Source organism: Neobacillus notoginsengisoli (assembly GCF_003515685.1).
Taxonomy (GTDB): Bacteria; Bacillota; Bacilli; order Bacillales; family Cytobacillaceae; genus Bacillus_D; species Bacillus_D notoginsengisoli.
This window is the reverse complement of the sequence record NZ_QWEG01000009.1, coordinates 91588-118585: the sequence shown is the minus strand read 5'-3', so window position 1 is coordinate 118585 and position 26998 is coordinate 91588. Positions and strand designations below refer to the sequence as shown.

Annotated in this window: 24 protein-coding genes; 5 read left to right on the top strand and 19 right to left on the bottom strand. The window is 45.2% G+C overall.

Annotated elements, in window-relative coordinates; all coding sequences use genetic code 11:
* Window positions 1-3: 3 nt before the first annotated feature.
* From D1B31_RS14830 to D1B31_RS14815, 4 genes are all read right to left on the bottom strand, one after another.
* Entirely contained in the window at window positions 4-984 is a 981-nt protein-coding gene (locus D1B31_RS14830; RefSeq protein ID WP_118921736.1) for an ABC transporter permease, read from the bottom strand.
* Window positions 977-1888 (bottom strand): ABC transporter ATP-binding protein, encoded by a 912-nt coding sequence (locus D1B31_RS14825; protein WP_118921734.1) that lies wholly within the window; start codon window positions 1886-1888, stop codon window positions 977-979. Before D1B31_RS14825 ends, D1B31_RS14830 begins: the two co-directional genes overlap by 8 nt.
* Window positions 1888-2679, bottom strand: coding sequence for an SGNH/GDSL hydrolase family protein (locus D1B31_RS14820; protein WP_118921732.1), 792 nt, complete (start codon window positions 2677-2679; stop codon window positions 1888-1890). The genes D1B31_RS14825 and D1B31_RS14820 overlap by 1 nt, the downstream gene beginning before the upstream one ends.
* 157 nt (window positions 2680-2836) lie before the next feature.
* Window positions 2837-3472, bottom strand: a complete 636-nt coding sequence (locus D1B31_RS14815) for a DedA family protein (protein WP_118921730.1) — start codon at window positions 3470-3472, stop codon at window positions 2837-2839.
* 281 nt (window positions 3473-3753) lie between these two features.
* Here D1B31_RS14815 and D1B31_RS14810 point away from each other — a divergent pair, with 281 nt between their 5' ends.
* Together D1B31_RS14810 and D1B31_RS14805 are read left to right on the top strand one after the other, a co-directional pair.
* Window positions 3754-4332 (top strand): LemA family protein, encoded by a 579-nt coding sequence (locus D1B31_RS14810; RefSeq protein WP_118921728.1) that lies wholly within the window; start codon window positions 3754-3756, stop codon window positions 4330-4332.
* Window positions 4332-5090 carry a TPM domain-containing protein gene (locus tag D1B31_RS14805; RefSeq protein WP_118921726.1) on the top strand — a complete coding sequence of 253 codons (759 nt, stop codon included), beginning with the start codon at window positions 4332-4334 and terminating at the stop codon, window positions 5088-5090. Before D1B31_RS14810 ends, D1B31_RS14805 begins: the two co-directional genes overlap by 1 nt.
* 65 nt (window positions 5091-5155) lie before the next feature.
* Here D1B31_RS14805 and D1B31_RS14800 read toward each other — a convergent pair whose 3' ends face one another.
* From D1B31_RS14800 to D1B31_RS14785, 4 genes are all read right to left on the bottom strand, one after another.
* Window positions 5156-5515, bottom strand: a complete 360-nt coding sequence (locus tag D1B31_RS14800) for a hydrolase (RefSeq protein WP_118921724.1) — start codon at window positions 5513-5515, stop codon at window positions 5156-5158.
* Between the two features lie 56 nt (window positions 5516-5571).
* Window positions 5572-6594, bottom strand: a complete 1023-nt coding sequence (locus D1B31_RS14795) for a nuclease-related domain-containing protein (protein ID WP_118921721.1) — start codon at window positions 6592-6594, stop codon at window positions 5572-5574.
* 554 nt (window positions 6595-7148) lie between these two features.
* A complete protein-coding gene (locus tag D1B31_RS14790; RefSeq protein WP_118921719.1) occupies window positions 7149-10328 on the bottom strand; it encodes an MMPL family transporter in 3180 nt (1059 codons plus the stop codon).
* A 6-nt stretch (window positions 10329-10334) separates the two neighbouring features.
* Window positions 10335-10796, bottom strand: a complete 462-nt coding sequence (locus tag D1B31_RS14785) for a MarR family winged helix-turn-helix transcriptional regulator (RefSeq protein WP_118921992.1) — start codon at window positions 10794-10796, stop codon at window positions 10335-10337.
* A gap of 186 nt (window positions 10797-10982) precedes the next feature.
* On the opposite strand from D1B31_RS14785, the gene D1B31_RS14780 reads away from it, so the two are divergent.
* Complete coding sequence (locus D1B31_RS14780; RefSeq protein WP_118921717.1) at window positions 10983-12056, top strand: AI-2E family transporter; 1074 nt, start codon at window positions 10983-10985, stop codon at window positions 12054-12056.
* A 167-nt stretch (window positions 12057-12223) separates the two neighbouring features.
* Here D1B31_RS14780 and selB read toward each other — a convergent pair whose 3' ends face one another.
* Window positions 12224-14110 (bottom strand): selenocysteine-specific translation elongation factor, encoded by a 1887-nt coding sequence (gene selB, locus D1B31_RS14775; protein WP_118921990.1) that lies wholly within the window; start codon window positions 14108-14110, stop codon window positions 12224-12226.
* Window positions 14111-14189: 79 nt separating this feature from the next.
* Entirely contained in the window at window positions 14190-14999 is an 810-nt protein-coding gene (coaW, locus tag D1B31_RS14770) for a type II pantothenate kinase (protein WP_118921715.1), read from the bottom strand.
* 160 nt (window positions 15000-15159) lie between these two features.
* On the opposite strand from coaW, the gene D1B31_RS14765 reads away from it, so the two are divergent.
* Both D1B31_RS14765 and D1B31_RS14760 read left to right on the top strand, forming a co-directional pair.
* Window positions 15160-15897, top strand: a complete 738-nt coding sequence (locus D1B31_RS14765) for a hypothetical protein (protein ID WP_118921713.1) — start codon at window positions 15160-15162, stop codon at window positions 15895-15897.
* A gap of 148 nt (window positions 15898-16045) precedes the next feature.
* Entirely contained in the window at window positions 16046-16558 is a 513-nt protein-coding gene (locus D1B31_RS14760; protein ID WP_118921711.1) for a DUF3231 family protein, read from the top strand.
* A gap of 38 nt (window positions 16559-16596) precedes the next feature.
* Here D1B31_RS14760 and D1B31_RS14755 read toward each other — a convergent pair whose 3' ends face one another.
* The 9 genes from D1B31_RS14755 to nikC all read right to left on the bottom strand — a co-directional run bounded on the left by D1B31_RS14755 (window position 16597) and on the right by nikC (window position 26986).
* A complete protein-coding gene (locus tag D1B31_RS14755) occupies window positions 16597-18339 on the bottom strand; it encodes a M28 family metallopeptidase (protein WP_118921709.1) in 1743 nt (580 codons plus the stop codon).
* A 21-nt stretch (window positions 18340-18360) separates the two neighbouring features.
* Complete coding sequence (locus tag D1B31_RS14750; protein WP_118921707.1) at window positions 18361-19635, bottom strand: hypothetical protein; 1275 nt, start codon at window positions 19633-19635, stop codon at window positions 18361-18363.
* Between the two features lie 15 nt (window positions 19636-19650).
* Window positions 19651-20370: a creatininase family protein gene (locus D1B31_RS14745; RefSeq protein WP_158587560.1), complete on the bottom strand. Its 720-nt coding sequence runs from the start codon at window positions 20368-20370 to the stop codon at window positions 19651-19653.
* Entirely contained in the window at window positions 20342-21532 is a 1191-nt protein-coding gene (locus D1B31_RS14740) for a M20 family metallopeptidase (protein WP_118921703.1), read from the bottom strand. Before D1B31_RS14740 ends, D1B31_RS14745 begins: the two co-directional genes overlap by 29 nt.
* Window positions 21533-22855, bottom strand: a complete 1323-nt coding sequence (locus tag D1B31_RS14735) for an amidase (protein ID WP_118921701.1) — start codon at window positions 22853-22855, stop codon at window positions 21533-21535.
* A 1-nt stretch (window position 22856) separates the two neighbouring features.
* Window positions 22857-23969 (bottom strand): M14 family metallopeptidase, encoded by a 1113-nt coding sequence (locus D1B31_RS14730; RefSeq protein WP_158587559.1) that lies wholly within the window; start codon window positions 23967-23969, stop codon window positions 22857-22859.
* An 88-nt stretch (window positions 23970-24057) separates the two neighbouring features.
* Window positions 24058-25689 carry an ABC transporter substrate-binding protein gene (locus D1B31_RS14725; RefSeq protein WP_158587558.1) on the bottom strand — a complete coding sequence of 544 codons (1632 nt, stop codon included), beginning with the start codon at window positions 25687-25689 and terminating at the stop codon, window positions 24058-24060.
* Between the two features lie 241 nt (window positions 25690-25930).
* On the bottom strand, window positions 25931-26077 hold the full coding sequence (locus tag D1B31_RS24315; protein WP_158587557.1) for a hypothetical protein: 147 nt from the start codon (window positions 26075-26077) through the stop codon (window positions 25931-25933).
* A 90-nt stretch (window positions 26078-26167) separates the two neighbouring features.
* Window positions 26168-26986, bottom strand: coding sequence for a nickel transporter permease (gene nikC, locus D1B31_RS14720; protein ID WP_118921695.1), 819 nt, complete (start codon window positions 26984-26986; stop codon window positions 26168-26170).
* Window positions 26987-26998 lie beyond the last annotated feature (12 nt).

Here is a 26998-nt window from a genome sequence, read left to right as displayed (position 1 = left end):
TCTTCAGTACACATCCTTTTTGATAAAAACAAAAAAGGAAACAAACAATGCTGCGGCCCACCACGCGAGCAGGACAGTTAGGGAGAATGATAACGTCATCCCTTCAATCGGAGGGGCAGTTCCGTTCATGTAGTCCGTTAAACGGAGGTTGACCATAAAGAAATACTTTGCTGATTCCCACGAAGAGACCATATTGCTTAAAATGGCGCCGGATATGAGAGCGGCAAGCATGATGCCCATCCCCGCTGCGGTGCTTCTAATCAAAACGGATAGCATGAATGATAAAGTACCTATAACAATGGCAACGAACCAGACGAGCCCGAACTCCATTAGCAGGTATTTCCACTGCTCAACCAGCTTCACGCCCGATGTGTCCAGCGTGCTTCCAGATGCGGAAAATCCGGTCAATATTGGAGCTTGCCAGCCCTTGTATCCGAACACAAGCCCTGAAATTAAATAGGATAGGAAGCCCATGATCGCAACAATGACGGATACTGCCAGACAGAGTGTTATATACTTGCTCAGAAGGACACGCCATCGTTTAACCGGCCTTGTTAAAAGCAGCTTGATCGACCCGAGGCTGTGCTCGGAGGACACGAGATCGCTCGCGATGACCATGACCATTAATGGAAGGAACAAGTCAATCGAGTTTTCGATAAACATCCGCATGAACGTCGGAGCTCCGGGTTCAGAGGGATTGATATTGTGGTCCAGGTAATATTGCTGCTGTTGGAGGCTGATTTGAAGCTGCTTTTTCCAGTCCTCACTGATCCTGCTTGAGGAAAGCCTGTTTTGCGTATCAATAATCTGCTGCTGTAAGATAGTCTTCCAATCGGATGTGCCCATCCGCTCTCGCTGCGTTTCTACTTGTTTGAGCTGGGCGTATGTAAACAGTGCAACGAGAACGGCGATAATTGCAGAAATGACTAACAGCCTTTTTTTTGCAACAAGCTTCAGCATTTCATTATGTACGAGCTTAGTCAATCGTGTCACCCCCGGTCAATTCGAGGAACAAGTCTTCAAGGACGGGAAGCTTCCTATTCATTTCCAGCACCGAAACCCCTGCATCAACGAGTTGCCTGTTCCAGGCGGCTGCTTTATCGGGACTATACTCGGTCAGGATTGAACCGTCTTCCTTTACTTCAATGTTCGTCAGGCTGCCGAGCACTTTTTTGCCGGCTCCAAGTGGTTCCAGCTTCCAAAGAATCCTTTCCCGATTCCCAAGCAACACGGAAACGGTATCCGTTTTAATGACTTTGCCTTTAGAAATGATTGCGACCCTGTCACAAAGCAGCTGGATTTCACTTAGGAGATGACTTGAAACGAGGACGCTCAATCCTTCCTTTTCGGCTAGATAGCGGATAAATTCCCTCATCTCTCGAATACCGGCAGGATCGAGCCCGTTCGTCGGCTCGTCCAAAATGAGCACACTCGGATTCCCAAGGAGCGCCTGCGCGATGCCAAGCCTCTGCCTCATACCAAGTGAATACGTCTTAACCCGGTCATGAATCCTTTCGGTGAGGCCGACAAGCTTCGTCACTTCCCTAATTCTGGCTTCCGTTATCCCTTCGAGCATTCTAGCAAAATGGGCCAGGTTGTCCCAACCGGACAAATAAGGGTACAATTCGGGGTTTTCGACGATGCAGCCCATTCGCCGCATCGCTCTTGAAAAGTCTTTTTTCAAGTCATAGCCGCAAATGGATATGCTTCCCGCAGTCGGTTTAATCAATCCGACCAGCATCCGGATTGTTGTCGTTTTGCCCGCGCCATTCGGCCCGAGAAACCCAAAAACCTCCCCTTCATGCAATTCAAAGGATATCCCTTTTATGATTTCTTTTTTGCCAATCTTCTTCTTTAAATCTTTAACAGACAGCGTGACAGAAGACATCAGTTTTTCCCCTTCCATGCGACCAGCGATGCGACACGGTCAGCGATGAGTTGGTAGCCTTTCGTATTCGGATGGAATTTATCTGTATATAAATAATCGTTCACGTTCAATTCGAATAAATCGAAGGTCGGGACAAAGACGACTTTTGGATACTTTGCGGCCAGCTCGGCGGCGGCGAAATTCCAATGCCTAATAATCGCAGAAATTTCCTTTCCTTCCGAGAATTCTATAAATGGGTTGTAGAGGCCGATGAAATAAACTGTCGCGTCTTTATTGGCACCTCTTATTTCGGTGAGGGTCGTGTTCATATTTGCCAGAAATGCCTTCTGAATTTCTTCCGGCTTCTGCTTGTCAAAATCGGCTAGACCCTGTCCGCCCCTGAACAAATCGTTTCCGCCAATCGTAATTAGGACGACGTCAGCCGCTCCGAGCTGGCGTTTCACTTCGGCCTGCTTTACCTGCTCGGCAAGCTGGGCAGACCTTTGGCCATTAATGCCAAGATTGACAAGTTTCACATCCGCCTTCGAACGCTCTTTCAACTGATCGACGAGGTAGCCGACATAGCCTCTGCCTGCTGCATCACCTGTTCCCCTTGTCAGCGAATCACCCATGGCGACTATATGCAAATCGTCATTTTTATCCACTTTTTCCATTGTTTCGGGCTCTTTCACCTTTGGTTCAGACGGTTTACCCGCGTAAAAGTCGCCGACCGCCCAAATTAGGCCTCCCAGCCAAAGGACCAGGAAAAACGCCGAAAGAATTGTCCATAACCTTACCGTCCGGTTCCGCACCTATACCATTCCTTTCCAACACTTCCTACCCTTTATTTAATCACAATTAAGATCTAATTAAAATTTTGCAGCTAAAAAACCAACATTTATGGACGCAAAAAAAGCATCCGCGATTGCAGATGCTTGGTTTAAAAGTCATTGGTCTTGTAGCTGTTAACTAAAACAGTTTTGACAGCTTGCTTTTTAGCCACCAGGTGAATTCCGAAAACCGGGTACTTTTTCTTCCCACAAAATAATATATAAGAAACACGATGAGAAAAATCGCGCTCGCGGAAAGCAGAAACGTTTTTACATGCTCATGAACCAACATCCAGCCTGGTCCGATCATTTTTCCAATAATGACAAAAGGCGCTACCCAAACGAGCGAACCAATCGCCGTGCATATTGTGTACACTCTCGGTGGAAATTTTGTTATACCGGCAAAAAAACCAATCGCATGTCTTGCTCCTGGAATAAAAAATATGATAATCAACAGCTTGTTGCCGTATTTTTTAAACCAATTGGACATATTCTCCAATGTTTTCGGTTTTAGATACACATAGTGCCCATATTTAAGGAAGAACGTATAGCCAAGTTTTTTGCCTATCCAGTAGTTGACCATCATGCCGACAAAAGTGCCAGCGCCCGCGGCCAGGATACAGGAAATCCAGTCGAGATCACCTTCAAAAGATAAATATCCGGAATACCCCATAATCGCTTCGAGCGGCAGCGGAAGGATGATCATTCCGGTTGCCATTGCCAGGAAGAGAAACCAATAGCCGTATTCATTCATAAACGCCATTACTTGCTGCATCGGGCACTTCCCCCCTTTTTCCCCCTGATGATGTGCATTTATGCATACCCATTTAACTATAGTATGTACTGGCTTCTATGGCAACAGCTAATTTTATTCTTGCACACTGCCTTGTACATCATATGCTTTTCTCAAAAAAATAACTCTTTTTTGAAACTAAATGGATGTTTACCCGTATTATTATTTGACATTGCGGACTGAAGTCCAATTTGCCAGGGGTTTAAAACCCCAATCCCCGAGGGAAGATACACGTATAAATGATCAGGTAAGGAGTGACTTGAATGGGTAGAGGCTTTAAGGGAGCAGGACTTATCATAATTGCTATTATCGTTGTACTTGGCATAATGCTAGCGTCAAGCTATAACGGATTTGTAACTGCTGAAGAAAATGTTGACCAGTCTTATGCTCAAATTGAAAACCAGCTGCAAAGAAGGCTTGACCTTATCCCTAACTTAGTGAATACAGTTAAGGGCTATGCGGCACATGAAAAAGAAACAATCACGGCGATTTCCGATGCACGCGCTCGGCTCGCTGGCGCCAGGTCGCCTGAAGAAGAAGCAACCGCAAACGCAGAGCTTTCGGGTGCGCTAAGCCGTTTACTGGTTGTCGTCGAAAACTATCCGAACCTGAAGGCGGATGCGCAGTTCAGGCAGCTGATGGATGAATTGGCCGGAACGGAAAACAGAATTGCCGTTGCCCGCAAAGACTACAATGACGAAGTAGCCGTCTATAACAAAAAAGTAAAAAGATTCCCAGGCGCAATCGTAGCGGCGGTAACCGGCTTTGATCAAAAAGAATATTTCCGCGCCGATCCGCGTTCCCAGGAAGCGCCGAACGTTGACTTCGGGGGCGGCGAGTAATGAAACTGCTCAAGGCCTCCTCCATTTTTGCGCTGCTTGTCCTTTTTCTTTTAGGTGGAAGCGCGGGGGCCTTCGCTGCTGATGACAAAATCCCTGCCCCAAGGGGCGATATATACGTCCAGGATTTCGCGGATGTATTAAGCCCGGTTGAAGAGCAGCAGCTTATTGGCTGGGGCAGGCAAATTGAAGACAGGGCGAATGGCGCCCAGGTGGCCGTCCTGACCGTCAACTCAATGGGCGGCCGTGATATTCAAGGCTATGCGAATGAGGCTTTTCGGAAATTTAAGCTCGGCAGTGCCAAAGAGGACAATGGCGTGCTAATTGTCCTTGCCATGGGGGAAAGAAAAATTTGGATTGAGGTTGGCTACGGCCTTGAAGGGATTATCCCTGACGGTAAAGCCGGCCGAATCCTTGATACGCATGCAGTCCCTGCCCTCAAGGCCGGCAACCCAAACCAGGCCGTTATGAAAACGTATCAGGCACTCGGCAATGAGATTGCCGGTGACGGCATCAGCGGAGAAACGAACCCTTCCGGTGCAGCTGAATCGGAACAAAGCGGCGGATTGCCGGATTGGCTTGTCATTATCCTTGTTGTCGGTTTCCTGTTCATTGATTTTGTTTTCTTCCGCGGTACCTTTACGTTTCTGCTTCTGTCTATGATTGGCCGGGGCGGCGGCGGTGGAGGCGGTGGCGGTGGCGGTCCACGCGGCGGCGGTGGAGGATCTTCCGGCGGCGGCGGTGCCGGCCGAGGCTGGTAAGTCACGGTACTATGCTTTAGCGCAAAAAAGCTGTTCCTTGATTGGAACAGCTTTTTTTGTAGTTTTCACTTGAAGTTCTCATTATCATAATTCTGCTCTTTCAAAATCCCCATGTTCTTTATATGTTTCCTCGCTTCCCCATCCCCAAGCTTGTAAAGCATTGCATAAATTAATTCAATGGAAGTGTCGTAATCGGCATTTTCATTCGCGGAAAAGGTGTGGTATTCCTGCCATGGCACATGCGCCCTCAAATACCCTCTCTTATCGGCATCGTAATTTTGCTCAAACAGATCCCTTAAATCCTGTATTTCATCCTCGTTCGCAATCACGGTAAATGTATGCTCCGGAGTCGGTTCCATCGTAATCTCACCGGTTTTTATATCGACAAAATACATACTCTTTTCCTCTGGATTTCTGTCCTGCATATTCTCATCTCCTGTTTTAGACAATCTTACAGAACATTTACCACGAATTGGGGAAGTTAATCTTGTTTGGAATAGGCGGTGATGGAATTTTGGCTCGTGTTTTTTTCAAAATCGTAATCGAGAGGCAGGCTGTAGACCCGACCTTTATTTGTGCCAGTGATTTGGAGGTTCATTTTTTGCAAAAGGAAATAGGTTTGAGAGGAGGTTGTAGTTTTAAGGAATGATTTAATATCTTGGTTTGTTAATGTGTTTGCGCAAAGTAAAAAATAGTCGGTTATAGCCAGAAAGGGTGCAGTTTTTGAGATGGTTTTGCACGTTTGGCACCTACTTTTACCATAATAAAGTTTCATTGAATATGTATGGCAAGTGGGACATTGGATTCCGGGGATGATAGCTGTGGGGCTAATCTCGAAGTTTTTCAGGATATCTGGCCTGAGTGGAGTATTCTTTTTCAAGAGCGTCTTTTTAAGTTTTTTCATTACGTTTTCGGAGATAACTTCCTGCTTGTACTTCTTTTCAATTTGAGCGATTTTTTCAAGCAGCCTAATCGAATGCAGAACTTTTTGAAAAACTTCATAGTAACCGGGATCTGACTTCAGCCGAGACGATGTATTGCTCATTACGACAAGGAACTCTATTGGAAGATCGGGGAATTTGTTTCTCCTCAGCCACTCTTTTAAATGCATTTTTTGCAGTATCGCTTGTGAAACAGGATTTTGATAAGTATTGGTCTTCCCGTCCTTTTCCTGGTACACTTGGCAGAAATCTTTGTCAAAATAAATTTCCCCTCCCCAATTCTTGATTTCCAGGATGATCGCAAAAAACGGAGTGATTATCAAAGTATCAATTTGAAAATGAAACTCCTTATTTGGGAGGCGAATGCCTTTGAAAATTTGAAATTTCCCTTCATCAAGGAAATTCATGTAATAATCCACCGATTTTTCGCCATTATATCCCGCTTTGTGGGTTCGATAGGCTTCTTCAATCTCTTTTCTCTTAGGATGGTTATGATTTATCCTTCTTAGAAGCGCGTCTAGCATTAAAATGACAAGCGGAACCATTCTTTCGAGTACAACCAAATTGGAATTCCCCTTTCTTGCGGCAAATTTTTTAACAGAATGAGGTTAAATGGAATTTAAAGGGTATTAATTGAGGTGATTTGCGGAGCGGGAGGACTGGAAAAAAATATATCGGAGACTTTCTTCATTATATCGCTAAACTTTTTCATATATCGAAAAATTTATAGCATATATCAATAAATTTTTCAATATATCAGAGTCTGTCAAAATTTCGCCACAAATAAACACATCAAAGCTGTGAGATTTATCCCTTATTTTACGAAATGCCGGTTACCCAAACATATCCCCGCCACCAAGGCACCGCTGCACTAACTGGCTGGCCCTTCGGCAATATAACTTCGATTATACGAAAGGCCGGTTATATAAAACCTTCCACTCACAAAGCGTACGCTTTATAATTCTGGCTGGCCCTTTTTCAATATGTTCTTAACCCCATATTGAACCAATGGCCAGCCACCAAAACCCATCTCCCCAGCAAAGCGCTAAATTGGCCACAAACGAAAAAACCGCCGAACTTATCATTAAATGAATCCGGCGGCAATTTTGCCAAAAAATTATTTACTTAACGTCGCCCCTCCGCTTTCAAAAACGGCAGCATCCCGATCCCTCTTAAACGGCCACCAGTTTGCCTGGCCGAAGGTTTTCACCATAACCGGTACAAACAATGGCAGGATGAACAAGGCGTACAACACAAGCCCGATCATCAGGATGGTAGCGATTTGCAATAGGGATAAGACGCCGGAAGGCATCATGGCTGCAAAGGTTCCACCCAAGATGACAGCCGCGGAAATGATGACTGTGCCCATTTTCTTCATCGCTTCCAGGATCGCATCCTCGACCCGCATTGTCTTGAACTCATGGAAACGGTCCATCAGGAAGATACTGTAGTCGATCCCAAGCGCAACAAGGATGACGAAGCCAAAGAATGGCACGGCCCAGCTGATGCCGGAATAGCCAAGGACGTTAACGAAAATGGATTCAGAAATCGCCATTGCCGTATAGTAAGTCAAAATAAGTGATCCGATCAGGTAAATCGGCATGATGACTGAACGGAACAACAGCAGCAGAATCAGGAAAATACCTGACAGCATAAAGAGTACAGTCCTTGAATAATCCTGGCCGGAAATCGCATCCAGATCATTGTGCATGCTTGAAACACCGCCGATGGCAATGTCGGCATTTTCAAGGCCAGTATCCTTCACCACTCGCTTAATCGCCTGCTCAATTGGCTTAATTGAATCGATTGCTTCATTTGAATACGGATTCACTTTGAAGACAACGTCCATCGTCATCACTTTCCGGTCGGGGGACATATACGCATCCAGAGCACTGTCAAATTCCCCGCTGGCAAGAACTTCTTCAGGAATATAGAAGCCATTTTGCGCTTCTTTCGATACTTCGCCCAAATAATCCTGTGCTTGTTCAAGTCCCTTGGCAACTTCATTTAGCCCGTCCGCACTTTTGCCAAGGCCATCTGTCAGTTCGCCCATCTGGGCATCAAGCTGCTCGAAGCCTGTCAGCAGTTGCTGCTGGCCGTCATTGATGCCAGCGAGCCCGCTGGAAACTCTAGGCAGATTCGCAACTATCTGACCTTGTCCATTGGCAAGCTGGGCAAGCCCCGCCTGCTGTTTCGAAATGCCACCAATAAGCTGCCCCATTCCGGCAACCAATTTTTCCTGGCCGGTGATTAGTTCGGCCAAGCCGCTATTGGCAGTCCCTACCCCATTTTGAACTTTTGCGAGCCCGCCATTCAGTTTAGCCAAAGATACTTGTAGGCCTTGGTTCGGATCCGTCATCATCCCAAGGGAGTAAAGGACATTCTCTTTCACCACACGATAATTCGGATCCGTTAAAGCTCCGACTGCTGCCGGGTTCTTTTCAAGTTCCTCCATCGCATTCGCCGCAGTGGCCAGTCTGCCTTTCAGCTGTTCAAGTCCACCGGCGACTCCTAAATATCCCTTTTCCAACTCGCCAAGCCCTGCAGCGGCATCTTTATATCCAGCCAGCAGCTTTTTTTGGTTTTCCAAAATCATTTCTGAATTGGCCTTCACATCCGCAAGCCCGGTCCGAATCTGTTCAGACCCAGCCGCCCCCTGACGGATACCGTCCTCAATTTTTGCTAGATTCGACTGAACGGTTCCAATTCCGCTTTTTAGTTCATTCGTACCTGAAATTAGCTTAGAGATGCCATCCGTCGTTTGTTTCAGCTTTGGACCGGATGCGGCGAGCTGTTTCTCAGCGTCAGATAAACCGCCGCTGATTTGCTTAATGCCGTCATTTCCCTTGCCGATTCCTTCGCCAAGCGTTTTCGCCTGATTGGATACGTATAACTCGTCGATCGGCTCACCGGTCGGCCTTGTAACAGAACGGACTGTTTTGACATTTTTAACTTTGGCCAACTCTTCACTCATTTTCTCTGTCACGGCAAGGTATTCTGCCTTGTCCATCGGTTCGTCATTTTTAATGACAACTTGTGCCGGCATAGATTCACCAGGGCCAAACCCATCAGCGATAATATTAAACGCCTTGATGGAATGAAACCCGTCGCCGATTTCCTCAAGAGAGTTGAAGGACAACTTGCCATCATACGTAAACAAGAATGGCAAAGAGACAACCATGACAATCAGCAGCGCAATGAGCGGCCGGGCAAGCGCGAATCTCCCCGCGAAAGCCCATAGTTTACTATCTTTATGCTCAAGTGTACCCTTTGCTGGCCAGAACAGCTTCCGGCCAAACAAAGCCATGAAAAACGGGACAACGGTTACGAGTGCGAGCATCAGCACCGCAACTCCGACCGCGACGGCTGCTGCTGACTGGTAAAGGACAAATTCGGAAAATCCAATCGATGCAAAACCGATCATGACGGCAAGCGCGCTGAAAAATACCGTTTTGCCCGCGGTCCGGTAGGTTGCAATCACAGCATCACTTGCATTGTCATGCCTTTGCATTTCTTCCTTAAACCTGCTCATCAGCAAGATACAGTAGTCCGTTCCGATTCCGAACAGAACTGCTACGAGGAAAATCTGTGTGAATGTTGATAGCGGGAAATCCGCTTTGTCAACGAGAATCGCGACAATTGATTGAGACGCCAAATAGCTTACCCCGACCGCAATCAGAGGGATTACTGGCGCCATCAACGACCTGAACACAATCAAAAGGACGGCCAGAATGAACACGACGGTAATTGATTCCGTCTTTTTCAACCCTTCCTGCGAATTGGTCACAAGGTCATCGCCAATCATCCAGCTCGATGTGTAGTAATGGTCCAGCTTCACCCCATCAAGCGCATTATACAAAAACTCTGTGACGTCGCCTGCTTCACGGCCCTTCAGATCGACCTTTACTGAAACAAGAATGGTTTTTCCATCTTTTGAAACGAGCTGGTCTTTAAGCGACGTTTCTTTAAAGTGGGACATAATTTCCGTAATACCAAGCTCCGCCTTCTCAGCCTCCAGCTTATTCACCGCTTTTTCGGCTTCGGCAAAATCACGCTCGGTCAGCTTGTTATCGCTGTGGAAAACCAGGGCCACCTGTGTTTCGTGTCGTGTACCCGTATCTTTTTGGCTGTCGTTCAAAATTTTGCCAGCCAGAGTGGATGAATAGCCGTCAGGAACGTTGATCTGCCCTTTCTCCCGGACAAGCGTCTCCATATTTGGCGCAATCATCATGAGTACCGCAATAATGGCGGCCCAGGCGGCAATTACGAGCCATTTATATTTTAAAATATACTTCATCTGCTTTTATTCCCCCAGTTGATTATGCGCAAGATCTGTTAAAATGCCGGATAGTTTTTCATACGTATCAATGAACGACGTGATTTCGTCCAGCTCAAATTTCGTAATGATTGACTCTACGAGTGCATGAATGCGCTGTTCAGTTTTTTCAAATAGATCCATTCCCTCTTCAGTCAATGTTAAATAAACAACACGCCTGTCTGCTTCATCCCTTTTCCGCTTAACTAGGCCTTTATCCGAAAGCCGAGTAATAATCGCTGTAATGGCACTCTTATTTACCTCGAAAACCTCTGCAAGCTCTGTAGAAGTGCATTCCCCGCTTTGCCGAATATAGCGGAGCATGTAGTGCTGGTCATTCGTCAAATCGCTGCCAATCTGTTCCTTGAGCATCGATTCGCCTTTTTTATTTACAGAAAATGAAACCGCAATATATCTGTCTATTAGCTTTTGGATTGTCTGTAGATCCAATGTTTTTAGCACGCCCTTCCCGAAGGTAGTTAAACAGTTTAACTATTCACGTGTATAACTATATTTCCTTCATAATGAAAAGTCAATTACTAAAACTATGAATTTTTCGCAAAACTTTCTCTTGTTTACATTAGCGACTAAAGAGGGAAAAAGCCTTGTAATAGAGATAGAAATCGGAGGATGTATATGTGGATTGAAAAACCTTTTTTCAGGTATGGAACTGCGGTAATCATGCTTTTACTAATCATATTTCTGCTCGGAAAAATCGATTATTTTTTATGGCCTTTCCAAAAGCTTGTCGCGACTGTATTTTTCCCTCTTTTGATATCCGGATTCTTGTACTATATTTTAAGGCCGCCAGTCCGCCTTCTTTCAAGATATATTCCAAAGACACCTAGCATTTTGCTCGTATTTGCTTTGCTTTTCGGGCTCGGTTATGTATTTTTCCATTTTGCCGGCCCTTCCATTGCCAACCAAGTAAAAGAAATCAGCGCTCATTTTCCTGCTAAGGTCGCTGAGTTTACGGATCAATCAAAAGAAATGGTTAAAAACAATGAAAATGCGAAACAATCAGTAGACAATCTCGGCAGCAAGGCCAGAAGCATGGTTGGGAAAGTTTTTCATAAGGCAGAAAAAAATATTGGGAATGTTGTTTCAGCGATTGCTAGCGTTGTAACCGTTCTGGCTGTTGTCCCCTTCATTGTCTTTTATCTCCTTAAGGACAGCGAAAAGCTCCAGCCTGCCCTATTAAAGCATTTACCGGATGACAGAAAGGATGAGGGCAGGAAAATTCTTTTGGACATAGATAAGACCCTTTCTTCCTATATCGTCGGCCAATTCATCATTGCGGTAGCGGACGGCATTCTCCTCTATGGCGGCTATCTGATGATTGGTCTTGATAGCGCCCTGCTCCTGGCTTTATTTGCAACGAGCGTGGCTGTTGTACCGTTTCTCGGGCCAATTCTTGGTATTTTGCCTGCGGTAATGATTGCTCTAACTGACAGCCCAATGCTTGTCATCAAAGTCCTGCTTGTCATGTTTTTTGTTCAGCAGCTGGAGGGGAATCTAATTACGCCTAGAGTCATGGGAAACAAACTGAACCTCCACCCGCTCACCGTCATTTTTGTCCTATTGATTGCGGGCTCGGTCTATGGGTTTATCGGAATCATCATCGCGATTCCACTGTTTTCCGTCTTAAAAGTTACATTCAATAATATTAGAAAGTTTTATAACTTAAATAAAATTAAAAAAGCGATTTAAGAATAAAAAGTGTAAGTGGCTCGATCAGGGGCGACAGGCTTTAGACGAGATGGCCAGAAGGCGGTTTTTGCCTTCTTGACGGATTCACTTTAGACCCCACGCCCCTAGCCGCTGAAACTGAATTACAAAAAAAAACGCGCCGGTTCATCGCCGGCGCGTCATTTTATTTATCTATCCTGCCATACCCTTTTGTTCTCAATCCTCTTCGTCAGCCCTTTTGCATCGAGCCGTTCAAGGAAAGGAATCATATACTTCCGTGAAAGCCCAAGGATTTCCTTCGCATCCCCCACTTCAAACTCTGAACCGGTCCTTTTACGCATGGACTGGACAGCCGCTGCAAACACATCCCCATGATAAAAATGTTGCCCGTCTAGCGGAACAATTTGGCCGGTTTCCTCTAAAAACCTTTGCAAATCGCCAGCCAGGCTGTCTGGAATGCCGGCTTTTGAAAAATAATCTGCGAGATAACGGACCTGCAGCCCATCCCGTTTTAATTCTTCAACAAGATTTTCCGCCCGTTTTTGCCAGCTTTTCGGGACATGCGGCGTGAATTTTGCCACTGAAACGTACTGTCCTCTACTGGCAAAAGTCCCTTGGGAGATCGCCTGCTCAACCGTATAATCAAGCAGCCCCTTCGGAAATGACTTGTTCATCGTTTGAAGCAGTTCCGCCTTATTCAACCCTTGTTTCATCGAATACTGGTTATGGAAATCCTGCAGCCTGTCATACATATCCTCTTCAATTACGTGAACCATCGACTGGAGCGTATATTCCTTTCCGTTGTACAAGAGGAATTCTGGGTCTTCCAATTCGGATGCAAGCGTTTCGCTGTCGAGCGAAGTCCTTTTGATCAACTCATTGAAATCAAGGCTTTTCGCTTCTGCCAACGCGGCAGTAATCCGCTCTTTCGGCTTGCCGGCTTTCTTCTTCTCAAGCTCTTCAATTGTCTCGTTCCCGAATCGGTACTTATTGCCGCGCGGGTCGATCACCCAGCCTCCGCCGATTGTCTCTTGCGGGCTTGGCCTGCGGAGGATAAACCTGTCCCCCCGCTTCGTCAGCACTTCTTCCTCAAGCCTGAGCTGGCATAAAATCTCGCCAGATTCCTCTTTCAATTCATTTCTGTCAAAAAAGACAATCCGCCCCATGACCTCGGCCGTGCCGATATGGAGCTTGACCGGCATCCGCTGTTTTACCAGATAATCCAAGTCTTCGACAACCCGGATTGCAACGTCCAGCGTCTTAGAGACAATGAAATGCTCCGAGGAAACGAGGACATCGCCCCGTTCAATCTCCTCTTTTGCCACTCCAGAAATATTGATGGCCGCCCGCTGGCCCGCATAGGCTTTTGGGGCAGGGTTATGGTGGACCTGAAGCTGCCGTGCCCGGACGTCTTGCCCTTTCGGCATTATTTTTAATGATTGGCCTTCTTCAACCGCCCCTTCATAGACTGTACCGCGAACGACCGTACCCTGTCCTTTGACGGTAAAGACCTGGTCAATCGGCAGCCTGAACGCGCCTCTCGCATCCCTCATTTCCTGGTCCTTCAAGGTGGTTACAATCAGATCTTTTAGTTCGTCAATCCCTTTATTTGAAAGGCTGTCGACGAGCATGAACGGGGCGTTTTCAAAAACAGTGCCCATCAGCTCCTCAAGAATATCTTCCTTCACCAACTCAATGAACTCTTCTTCGACCCTGTCCATTTTTGTAATCGCGACAATGCCATTTTTAATGCCAAGGAAGCCAAGGATTTCAAGATGCTCCCTCGTTTGCGGCATCACTCCTTCATCGGCAGCGACTACAAGGACAACGAGGTCAATTCCGGCAACACCGGCAATCATCTGCCTGATAAAACGTTCATGCCCAGGTACATCAATGACCGAAATTTGAATTTCCTTATCTTCATAAAGCGGGGCAAAGCCCAGCTCAATTGAAATTTGCCGCTCTTTTTCTTCTTTCAGGCGGTCTGTATCTACATTCGTCAATGCTCTCGTTAACGAAGTTTTGCCATGGTCTATATGGCCCGCCATTCCAATCGTAAAAAACCTTTTTTCCAAATTTGCCACCTTCTTCAACCATTCTCACTCTTATTCTGACTCATGCGGGACCTTTCTTCAAGCGACTTTTATCGCTAGCTCATTCAGCTCCCCTATTCTCCATTAACGCACCAAGCGCTCCGCAAAATTCCCCGTTCTCCAAAAATACCGGTTTCAAGCCGAACATTGTCGTGTATGCGGCAAGGCTGTCTTTAAGCGGCTGGTTCGCTGTCAGCGTGCTGCCGGCAAAAACAACCGACTCCACTTTCTCTGACAGTGCGGCCTGAGAGCTTAGCAGCACCACTGTTTCAGCGATCAAGTTCATAAGCGCTGCCATTAGGTCTGCCTTGTCCGCAGACGAACTCTTACCAAAATTGGCGGCAGTCAGTTCACCGCTCAGTGGTTCCCTGCCATCTCCATAAATATCTTTGACTAGCAAGTCTGCTTTTCGTCGATCACCTTTTGATGCGAGACTTACTAGGTCATCGAAGTCGGAAGTACCAGCCAACAGCTGCCCAAGACCGGTCAATGTTCCGCCGCCAAGCCCGGTTCCTCCGAGCCTTTTGCAGCTCCCGTTTCCAACAAGGTGAATTGAAGTTCCAGTTCCAATATTCACAAGAAGAAATTGAGTTCCTACAGCATCTGCGTCCTTTGAATATAGCATGGATGCCCCCGTGCAGAGTGTCTGGAATTCATCAGCCAAAAAAGCACTCGGAAAAAAATTCTCTTTCGCCCATCTCGCTCTTCCGCCGGTTATGGAAACAGCGGCATTCGGTGCAAGCATTTTCAACCATTGAAGCAGTGAATCAGCCTTTGAATAATCACTCTGACGGAATTTTGTTTTTCCATTTTCCGTATAGGCGATTTTTAGCAGTGTACCGCCGGCATCGATTCCTATCGTGGTGGCCATCCTATCCCTCTTTTCCTATTATGTTTGCAAGTTATCTCTATTATATAGGAAGAAGCGTGAAATTGATTTTTTCACGATTCTTCCACAAAAGGAACGGAAGACGCGGGTTGTTTTGTGCTATTGTGAAGTTATATACAAATTAAATAAAAGGATGGCTCCCATGAAAAAATTCATCGTTCCGCTTACATTGCTTTTCTTGTTGCTGGCAGGCTGCCAGGACACTAATCTTGAAAAAAATCTTCCTAAGCCAGAGTTTACCCTGGGCAGCAAAGAAGTTGAAACCATTACCGGCTCATACGCCTGGTCGCAAAAAGGAAAGGCCGACGAGGCTGATAAAGGCAAACCGGAAGACCTTGCAAAAGAACTTAAGGCCGTACAAGCCGCTGCTGGCGATTCAATTGATTTGCATTTTTCCATTGAGCCGACCTCCCTCCAGACAGCAGTCCTGAATCCCGATGAGAAAAAACCTGCTCTGAATAAAGTTAAAGACGGTTCCTTTTCTGTGCCGGATTTATCCGAGGGAAAGCATGACATCCTTGTAAAAGCCAACTTTTATCATGGCCATGCCGACTATGTTTTTAAAATTAATGTGGAGAAGGTTGAGCCAGTTGTCACTGACTTTGTCTACCCGCAGTTGCTCCCAGTCGAAAGGCATACGTATTCCATGCTTGCCATAGGCCCGCAAAGTGAAAAAAATCCGCTCGAAACGAATAAACAGGTCATTCAATATGTCAATGAAATCCTAAGCCTGGAAAACTCGAAACAGGCAAAAATCATCTATCCGGACCTTGAATTAAAAAGCGATCCATGCTATGTCCTTTTTGATCAAAAAGGCCCAGTTTTCCAGTCTGCAAGCCTCGAAGAATTGATTACCTTTATTGATGCCAACAAACCTTAAAAGAAAAAAAAACTATGTAAATGCTATTTCAAAAGCCGCCGGCCAAGTGCCAGCGGCTTTTTTTCCCGGATAAATAGCGAATATTTTTTTCGATACTAGAAAACCTATTCTTGTGGAAGGATTATTAAAAAAAGGAAGTGTTCATAAAATGGGTATTTTAAGTGGCAATCCGCAAAACGAACCACTCCATTACGGGGAAGTGTATGCACTTTGGTCCTATGTATTAGGCAGCAAGGCAATGAAAGCCGCCTATCAGACGTTTTTGAACCATATTGGGGACAAAGATTTAAGAAATCTGATTGAGGAAAGTATCCAAGCGTGCCAGACAGAGGAAAAGCGGGTGGAGGAAATTTTGAAAGAAAATGGAATCGGGCTTCCCCCTACGCCTCCCGAAAGGCCGTTAGCCGACCTGGAAAGCATCCCTCCCGGAGCGAGGTTCATGGACAATGAAATTTCTTATGCCGCTTCGGCAAACATCGCAGCCGGCCTGGTCACCTGCAGCGGCGTGATGGGGAACAGCATCCGGGAAGACATCGCTTTGCTTTTCGGTGAATTCCACATGACGAAAGCCCAGCTAGGCGCGCGTTTCCTTCGCTTGAACAAGGAAAAAGGCTGGCTCGTCCCACCGCCACTTCATATGATGAAGCCCGGAGAAGAATAATTGAAAAGAGAGCAGTCGTTCCTGCTCTCTTTTTCCTATTATTGAATAACAACTGGAACATCAGCGATTTTTTCCGCTTCTTTAGTTGCCAATTTTAATAGATAATTAACCTTATTCAATTTTCTAGTGATTGCCGTTTTAAGTAAATGAAATTCATGTGTCCCTTCCTCAACGGAAGCGATTTTGTATAGATCTGCCAATGACGGAATTGGCTTTAAGGCAATAGCAGGGTCATGCTCAAATACATCTGTTCCAACATAATTGATTGGGACAAGGCAACGAGATAAATTCATGATCGTCCGATTGATTTGTTTTCGTAATTCTGGTGGGCTCTCGCGGTATAAATTCAAATCAAAAGTATTTAATAAGATTTCAAGCTTTATTAACCTATCAACAGTCCCGTTTAAATTTATCTTGTTTTCGGCTAAAGTTTGAAATTTAAGAATAATATTCTTGATTTCCCTAACAGCTTCCAATTGGTTTATTGGAAGAATTGGTTCAGTTGCCACTTTATAAATGGACATGGCATAAATTTCACAATCCCGTTTTAGGTTAGCCGGGTCAATTTTGTCAATGGTATCCTCGACTGTGTGCCACCACCAGCCAAAGCCTCCTGCTTCCTTCCCTGCGAATACGTCAAAAACCTTTTGTGACCTAGGGTCGTCCGAAAGAGGCTGTTCTGACATTCCCATAAATAATGATGGGACTCCAGCCCCCCAAAACGATTGATCGGCATATTTTCCGTATCTGCTGCCAATATAATTTTGCCCTGCAACTTCCTTTACATATAGCGCGGCAATTTCTTTCGTTTCTGCCATACAATTGCTTTCACTAAGGATTGTTGCACCTTTCCCCCCAACTGAATCAATATAAAAATGCATCACACAATTTTCATGGATGTCTTCCCAATTCTCATCACAATATGCCTGTGAACCCGCATATCTTCCATGAGAATGCCCTGACCAAAATGCGAATCTGACCGTCCTGCTTAAATCTGCTTGAAAATCGGAGAGGACCCTCGCGATTTCCAGCATGGAAGCATTAGCTGAACCATTATCCATGGCACCGTAATGCCATGAATCGATATGCCCGCTGAACAAAATAAAATGTTCCGGCTCCTCATTCCCCTTTATTTCAGCTATTAAGGTCGGGATTGTCTTCCATGCTGTCTCTACCTTTGTAGTAATTTCCACTTCAGCAAGTCTGCCGGCCATCATTTCCAGCAATTTTTTCCCGCTGTTATCATTAATGGAGACCACTGGTATCCGGGGCATTAGGTCCATATTTTCTTTTGTCGGACTTCCCCATACAGTCGAAACAATCATCTCATGAGTGTATACTCCATTTATAAAAATGGCCCCTGCCGCACCCACTGCTTCAAGCCGGGTAATGATACTCGGATTGGCAATCCCCTCGATCAGGGCAATTTTACCTTTGCAAACTACAGCTTTCTCCTCGTTAAAGCGCCCAATATAGATCGGCTCTCCGACCAGGCCGACAGTAGTAGGTGCCATTGAGTGAGTGATGCATGGAATGTCCGCCTTGCCAGCTTTCAGACTCGCTCCATTGGGCAATGAAATATAGGCATCGTGAAAGGAGAGTTCTGTTTCCATTCCGAGGCTTTCTAGGACTTGTTTTGCATAATGAAATGCCCGGAGCTCTTCCTCAGACCCAGATAGACGTACTTCCCGGGCAATATTCCGGTTGTATTCCATCAAGCTTTCAGCATTTATCCTTGCCATAATCTCTCTTTCTCTTAGTGACAATTGGTCTCCTTTCATCGCCATCCCTCTTTCCTGTCCTTACTGTTTCAAAGTATTAAAGGCATCGAATTCCTTGCCATGCAATTGGCTGATTGCCTTAATAAACGTCTTGGTCGTATGCGGTGTATCATAAAGAATGGAGAAGAATTCACTTCGCTTATCCTTTGGAGTCCCTTTGTAAGCATTGCCAACCATCCAGCGGCCATAGAAGTAACAAGGGAAATAGGTTTTTTGCACAGGGTCAGAGAAAAAGCGGAAAGCGTTATTTGCCTCTATTTCCGTGATGCCGCCCTTATTGATTAAATAATCTATTGCTTCTTCTTTTGAAATCTGGCCGAGGTTATACATATAGCAGGCGTTGGTTGTAAACATCCTTTGATAATCAAGGAAATTCCGGGCTAACAAATATTGCTGCTTCTGTTCATCTTTTATATCTTGTGTTTCCTCGCTCACATCATCCCAGCCAAGGAAGCTTAGTGCGGTTTCCGGTCCGCCTTCAAATAACGCGTTTGTTGGACTATTGATTAAATAGTACGATGCTTCAAGCGGAAGTTTTCCTTGTTGGAACAAATAATCCCAGCGGCAATAAAATGCCTGGTGGCCCGGGTAAGCCTCATGAGTCATAATTTGCGCCAAAATCGGTTCTGTCCACGGCCGGTCAATATTAAAAGTAAGATTACCACGGTAATCACCGGTATATTTGGAATACCCGCTCCAAAAAACGCCCCTGATTGGTTTAATCCAGTCGATTCCATCCTCTTCCGGTAGGCTTATGACTCTTTTCAACGTCCCCTGCTTGCTGATTTCACGGAAATTTTCGGCTACAGCAGTCACCTGCTCTGGGTCAATCAATGTATTCGATCGCCATGCCTCCGATTTTTCGCGAAGAGTGCCCTTATAACCTAGATTGCTAAGCCCGCTGTCAACCAACTCCCTTGCGTGGCTTAACTGTTCATCGGAAATCAGGTCTGACGGGAGTTCCTGGATGTTTTCAATTAACTCGTTGTAAGGGACATCGTCTCCCTGGAGGCTTCGGGCGAAGTAACGGAAGCCGTTCACCATGGCCTTCAAATACTCGCCTTCGTGCCCCTCTTTTTTCTTCAGAACAGTTTCAACCTCGTCAAGGGCTACTCCAATTTCATCAAATGTTTTTAATGTGGGTTTCACATCACTATAACTGGCGGTTGCCACTTCCTGTCCATGCAACTTTCCAGCCTGTTCATTCAAGCTGACTACGATATCAACGACTTTTTCCCCTGCTCCTTCATCCAGCCATCTCAACACTTGCTTGGTTCCTTTTGTTTCTAGACTCATTGTTATGCCTCCCTTTTATAATTCGGAATTACTTTGCAACTTCCAAAGCTCTTCAATATCTTTCAAAATCAGTTCGATCATCATTTCGTACAGCCTTTCGCCTTTTTCAGCTGTGGCACTGCCTGCATCTCCCATGTATCCATCTTTATATAATGTCTTCCCCATATTGAAAAATTTGAGTTTTGGATTGAGGCTGACTTTCCAGTCTCCCGCCAGTGATGGATCGGCAAGCTTCTCATCAATTGCAAGAACCAATGAAGTCTCATCTTCTCCTCCATGGCCCGGCCCTTTCGTAATCCCTAAAATCTGTTCGCGGTAATCTGTCCACCAATTAATCGTCAATACTTTCATATTGAGGTCGGCTAGTTTCTCGGCAACAATCATCAGGCTTGGAATGTTTCCCCCGTGTCCATTAAAAAGGATGACTTCATCAAACCCATTCCTGTTGAATTCTTTGCCGATTTCATAAACATATTGGGAAAAGGTTTCTGCTGAAATATCAATCGTTCCTTCAAAAGGTGCGAGAGCCCAGGAATGGCCATAGGGCACTTCTGGCGCTATGAGAACTTTATCGCCAATCAGTTTATCAAGCCTTTTGACAAATTCTCTTGGTATCCAGACATCTGTGCCCAGTGAACAGTGCGGGCCATGTGTTTCCATCATGCCGATTGGCAGAAGAACGGTTCCTACCTTCTTTTTTATTTCCTTAAACTGACTGGCTGTTAGATCCATCATGTACATAAAGTTCCTCCTCCTTTGGGTTCCCCGCATTTTTCAGGATGATTTCCGCCAAAAGCGCCGCCCTGTTTGGAAGATTGGATAATAGAACATGTTCAGTTTCCGCGTGTGCTCCATCACCGATCGGCCCTAAGCCATCAATAGTGGGAATGCCAAGCCCAGCGGTAAAATTCCCGTCCGATGCGCCGCCTGAAGAACCCTCTCCCAATGCATACCCATGCGCATTAGCAATTTCTTTTAGTTGCTCATAGAGCTCAATTACATGCTCATTCCTCTCAAGCGGATATCTTTCCAAAACCCCTTCAACATGGACCTTTGTTCCTTTGACAAAGGTGGGGCGATTGAGAATTTTATCCAATAGGTTTTTTGCCTGCGATTTCTTTGTTATCCGGACATCAATTTCTGCCGTCGCTTCTTTCGCGATAACATTTGCCCTCGTTCCGCCTTGGACAACCCCAACATTAACCGAAATTCCTTCCCCTCTGTCTGCCAGTTTTTTGAGGTCCAGAATTTGATAAGCTAGCTCTTCGGTCGCACTCGCGCCGTCCCATGCATTGATACCCGCATGGGCGGTTATTCCTTCAATTCTTAAAAGAAATTGCCCTGCTCCTTTACGTTCCGTTTTCACTGCTCCATCAGGTCCGATACTGGATTCAGGCACAAAGACAACCGAACTTCTTACTGCCTCTTCTTCTATTAATTCTTTTGAGTGACTGCTTCCGATTTCTTCATCACTCGTGACAAGGAAGGTAATCTTCCGATCCAGAAAGGCACCAGTCTCTTTAATAGCTTTTAGTGCCCAGAGTGTGATGGTAAGACCGCCTTTCATGTCAAAAACACCTGGTCCATACAGAATGTCTCCATCCTGTCTAATTGGCCGTGCTCCAACATCCCAGACCGTATCCATATGGCCTATAATTAATACCTGTTTCAAACCGTTATCAGGTCCAAAGGAAAATTTATACTGATTGCCAACTTCCTCTTTTTCAATCACGTCCACATTTCCGCCAACTAGCCTCGTGTACTCATTCCTTAGAACTTCACCACAATAATCAACATCGATTTTGGAGTAGGATGGTGATTCGGCTCTTGTCAAAGCCAGCAGGGTTTCAGTCATTGATAACTGATTTTCCTTTAAATAATCAAGAATTTTTGACATTCACATTTTTCCTCTCATTCCAGCCAGTTGATTTTCTAATTGGGATGCTTTATACAAAAGCCATGAATCTCCATACTTTCTCCCTGCCAATTGCATGCCAATCGGCATTCCATCTTTGGAAAAACCGGCCTGGATGGACACAGCAGGATGTCCGGTTATGTTGAAAAGCCCCGTGAACATCATTTCATCATCTACTTCCAACGCCGGATCTTCATCCGGTGCCGGGTAAGGTACAGTAGGCATGAAGATGATGTCAACCTCCTTGAATACGTTATCAACATCCTCGGAAGCGAGATCGCATTCCTTTTTTGCCCTTAAATATGTCAAGGTGTTCTGATTCAGGCCAGCTTCGATCTGGCTGAAGGTCAGCGGGGAATAATCCTCACTCCTGTCCAGCCACTTCTCGTGTATAAGCGCGGCTTCTGGCAAAAGAACTTTCATAATTAGTTCTTCTGTTCTGTCAAAATACTTTAAGGTAATCTCCTTTACTTCCCAGCCCATTCTTTTTATTAATTGGATTGTTTGACTGTAAACATTTTTCACATTGTCTGTTATATCTTTTAGGCATTCTTCTTTAAGGATGCCGACAACCGGAACCTTTCCCTGGTCATAAACCGTTCCAGGCCTGATAATTGTCAAGGAATTCATTAAAACGGATAAATCCTCAGCTGTTTTTGCCATCGGCCCGATATGGTCAAGTGATGGAGAAAGCGGGAATACCCCTTTTAGTGAAAGCAATCTATAAGTTGGCTTTAAACCAGCTATCCCGCAGTAAGAGGCGGGGATTCTTATAGACCCCCCTGTGTCCGATCCTAAAGAAAAGAACCCTAAGCCCGCAGCAACTGAAGCTGCGGAACCTCCGCTGGAACCTCCTGATGTTTTAGCCGGATTCCAAGGATTATTTGTTTGGTCGTAGTCCGGGTGGACAATTCCATAGGCAAATTCGAGCATATTGGTCTTTCCGATCAGCACGGCTCCAAGTTCTTCCAACTCTTTAATGATTGGAGCAGTTGTGGAAGGTACATAATCTTTTAAAATTTTGGACCCACAAGTCGTCCTAATTCCATCTGTATCAAATAGATCTTTCACTGAAAAAGGAATACCGCTCAGAACGTGCACGTCCTCATTTTCCATGAAGGTTTTTTCAGCTTTCTTCGCCTGCTCCAACGCTTCACTTTCTAAAACAGTGATAAAGCTATTCAACATGCCATCTTGTTCTTTGATCCGTTGAAAAGTTGCATCCACTATTTCAACCGGGGATATTTCCTTCGTCCTATATTGGTGGGCTAACTCTACGATTGAAAGTTCATGCCACTTCTTCATATCAATTACCTATGGCGATCAGTGGATCTTTTTCGTTGATTGCTAAAGAAGTGACCAGGAACAATACCACCCCATCTGAACCAGCAAAATATTCTTTTACTGTTTCGCCAAACAAATTCTTTATTTGTCCAAGTGATTGGCCTGTTTTTACCTGCTGTCCAACTTCTACACATGGATACCAAAGTCCCTGAACGTCCGCAAACGACCAATCAAAAGTAGATAATTGCTTTACAGGAGATGTCTTTGCCTCCCCGTCGAGCAGACCAGCCCAACGCAAAGCATTCAATGTCCCATCCTGTAAAAGCTTTGATTGCTCTGGGTCAAGGATACCCTGCTGGCCAGCCTCGGCAATCACAGCAACCTTCCCGTCATATGCTGCGGAACTATATGTAGAACCTCCTACTTGCCCTGTAGAACCAACCACATATTCGATTCCAAAAAGCGATGCGAGTTCCTTGGACTTAACTGTAAGGCTACTATTCTCCGTAACTTGATAAATAGTAAAAGGGACTAGCGCTTCGATCATGTCGCCCCCATGCAAATCGATTAGGTAATCCGCGGCTTTAAATGCCGTTTCATTTATGCAATATGCAAGCTTCTCAGCTTCAGTTCCATTGGGATTTCCCGGAAAGACCCGATTGAGATTTTTATTGTCTTTCGGATGGACGTAAATACTTCTTGAGAAAAAACCTTCAGGATTCGCAATTGGCAAAACAGCGAGCCGGCCTTTGATATCCTTGGGCTCCAATCTCCTTCCAATTTCAAGTGCTGCGTCTATCGACGTATATTCGCAGCCATGGATACCGCCAAGAACGAGAACAGTCGGACCTTCTGATTCACCGTTAAGCAAAAATACAGGCAACTTTTCTTCAATAATAGGAAACTCTAAATACCCCGTTACTTTTTGACCTCGTTCAACTTCCAAATTACCGAATTGCCACATAGATAGATCCGCTCCTTTTTTATTATCCTCTATAAAAACTGAGGTGTTGATTTTCACTTCAGGCACACGCTTTCCGCGGGGCGTCAGTGGAGCCTCCTCGGCGCAGGCGCCTGCGGGGTCTCCACCTTGCCGCTTCATCCCGCCGGAGTCGGTGCTCTCCGTTTCAATCAACGCAGTTAAATATCGACAATAGTTTTTAACTAAGCCTTTTCATTAAAAAGCAGCCGTAACGCTTGAAGATACGGCCGCTTTCCTTTCATTATTCCTTCGTAATTTTGTGGAAAGGCACATACCATGTGTTCATTGGATTAATATCATAATCAGAAACCCAAGACCTTTTTGCTGCCTGAACCAGACGCTGTGAAGGGAATAAATAAGGCACTTCATCATTCATAATCTGCTGAATTTCCTTATAAATTGCTTCCCTGCGCGCTTCGTCTACAGTCGTCCTTCCTTCAGCTAACAACTCATCTACTTTCTTATTTTCATAGAAAGCCAGATTGAACCCAGGACCTTTACTTGAAGAGTGCGCGAAGTACCATAGATTGTAATCTGGGTCAGCATAGTCAGGCGTCCAAGCGGCAAGAGCCAATTGGTGTCCGCCCGAAGTAACCGTTTCAAGGAATGTCGGCCATGCCAATGTCTTGATTTTCAAATCAATGCCGATCTGTTTAAAATCTGACTGAAGCATGACCGCGATGTTTTTTCGTACTTCGTTATTTTCTGAAATGAGGATTTCCAATTCAAAGCCTTTATCCTGTCCAGCTTCTTTTAATAACGCTTTCGCTTTTTCCAAGTCATACTCGAATAGCTTTGTATCAGGGTTGTAGCCGAACATTCCTTCAGGGATTATCCCGTGGGCACGTTGGCCGGCACCGAGGAGGATATCATTAATGATTGATTCATAGTTAATCGCATATCCAAGCGCTTGGCGGACCTTGACATTGTCGAGTGGCTTTTTCTCTACGTTCATCGCGATATCATCAATTTGATATCCAGGTGATTTGATAATTTCAATTCCTTCTTTGCCTTCCATTTCTTTCATTACATCTGGAGAAAGCATTGTATCATCAATAAGATCAATTTCCCCTTTTTCAATCATGAGTCTTGCGGTAGATGGTTCGTTAACAATTTGAATGTTGACTGTCTTTAATTTCGGCGCTCCACCCCAATAATCTTCATTCGCTTTTAGGACAAGCTTTTGTCCGCGATCCCAGCTATCAAGAATGTAGGGGCCTGAACCCATATCTTTATCGGAAAGATATTGTTCACCAAAATCATCACCATGATTTTCAGCTAGTTTTGGGTTTACGATATTTGCATATACCGTTCCAAGCGTTTTGATAAACGGAGCAAAAGGCTTAACTAATTTGATTTTGATCGTATGGTCATCGACAACTTCAAAACTTTCTTTCGTTACAACTCCGCTAAATTGTCCCGCGGCGGACTTACCAATATCAATTGCGCGTGAGTAAGAATATTTTACTGCTTCAGCTGTAACCGGAGTTCCATCATGGAATTTTGCATCCTTCCTCAAATGAAACGTGTAGGTTAGTCCGTCATCTGAAATATCCCATTTTTCAGCTAACTGGGGCTTAACCTCAGTATCTTTTCCATCATACGTAACAAGTCGGTCATATAGCATGTAAGTGACGCGGAAAGAAGTATTTGCTGCTGTTCCATGAGGATCGAGGTGTGGAATATCCTGGTTAGTTGCAAAATTAAACACTTCAGGATTTCCCGATCCTTTTACATCCGTTTCTTTCCCTGATTCGTTTTTGGTATTTCCAGATGCTTTATCGTCCTGGTTATATTTATTGCACCCTGACAAGGCTAGAATTGCGATAAAGACCATTGTCATCATTTTTAAAATAAACTTATTCTTTTTCATTTGGTTTCCCCCAATTGTTTTATTCATTTCTTCATGCCAGGAAACTATGAGGGCAGATGTAAAATAAGTCTTGTTAGGTGTCTGGCTCCCTCAATGCAGGTACAAAACCTTTAAAAATGGCTGTGTTATATTTGGCTGTTGATTTCCGCTGCGGGCACACGCTTTCCGCGGGGCGTCAGTAGAGCCTCCTCGGCGCTTTTGCGCCTGTCAGTCTAGCTGCAGCGCCTAGGAGCTCGGGGTCTTAAGCCAAACCGTCAAGAAGGCAAACTGCGCCTTCTGGCCGGCTTGTCTTAAGCCTGTCGCCCCTGACCAAGGCGCTTCCGCTTTTCATGGGGTCTCCACCTTGCCGCTTCATCCCGCCGGAGTCGGTGCCCTTCGCTTCAATCAACGTAGTTAAGAATCAACATAATTCTTTAACACAGCCTTGAAATACATTACCAGAAGATTGTCCAGCCTCCTTTCAGACTATTTTATTAATCTATCGGTTCTTAGGGTCTAGTAGATCCCTTAGGCCGTCTCCTAATAAGTTGAAACCGAGTACTGTTAATAAGATTGCCAGTCCAGGGAAAGTCGCTGCCCACCATGCATCACGGAGAATTTCCCTGCTTGATGATAGCATCGCACCCCATTCCGGTGATGGAGGCTGGGCGCCCAGTCCAATAAAACTGAGGCCAGCCGCTGCCAATATGACAAATCCCAGATCAAGGCTTGCCTGGATACTTGCAGGGGCAATCGAATTAGGAATGATTTCTTTAAATAAAATCCTAGCCGGATTTGCGCCAATCGCACGGGCCGACTCAATAAACTCTGAATTTTTGATAGATAGAACCGATGAGCGGACAATCCTCGTATACCATGGCCACCAGGTAATAGCGAGAGCTAACAGCACATTTTCAATTGAAGGCCCGAGTGCAGCCGCAATGGCCATTGCCAAAATAATGCCTGGAAAACTTAAGAAAATATCCGTCAATCTCATAATAACCTGGTCGACGATTCCCCCGACAAACCCCGCAATTGCACCAAGAATAGTGCCCAAAGGAAAGGAGATTGCGACAACCATCAGACCAATTCTCAGAGAAATTCTGGTACCGTAAATAATCCTGCTTAAAATATCGCGGCCCACTTCATCAGTACCAAACCAGTGATCGGCGTTCGGAGGAAGCAGCTTTTGTCCCAAATTGACTTGTAATGGGTCTTTTGGTGCAATCCATGGCGCGAAAAAGGCGAGGATTAAGAAGAGCGATACTAGAAACAGCCCAAGCATCGTCAATGGGCTCATGAATATCCTTCTAACCATGAACGATCCTCC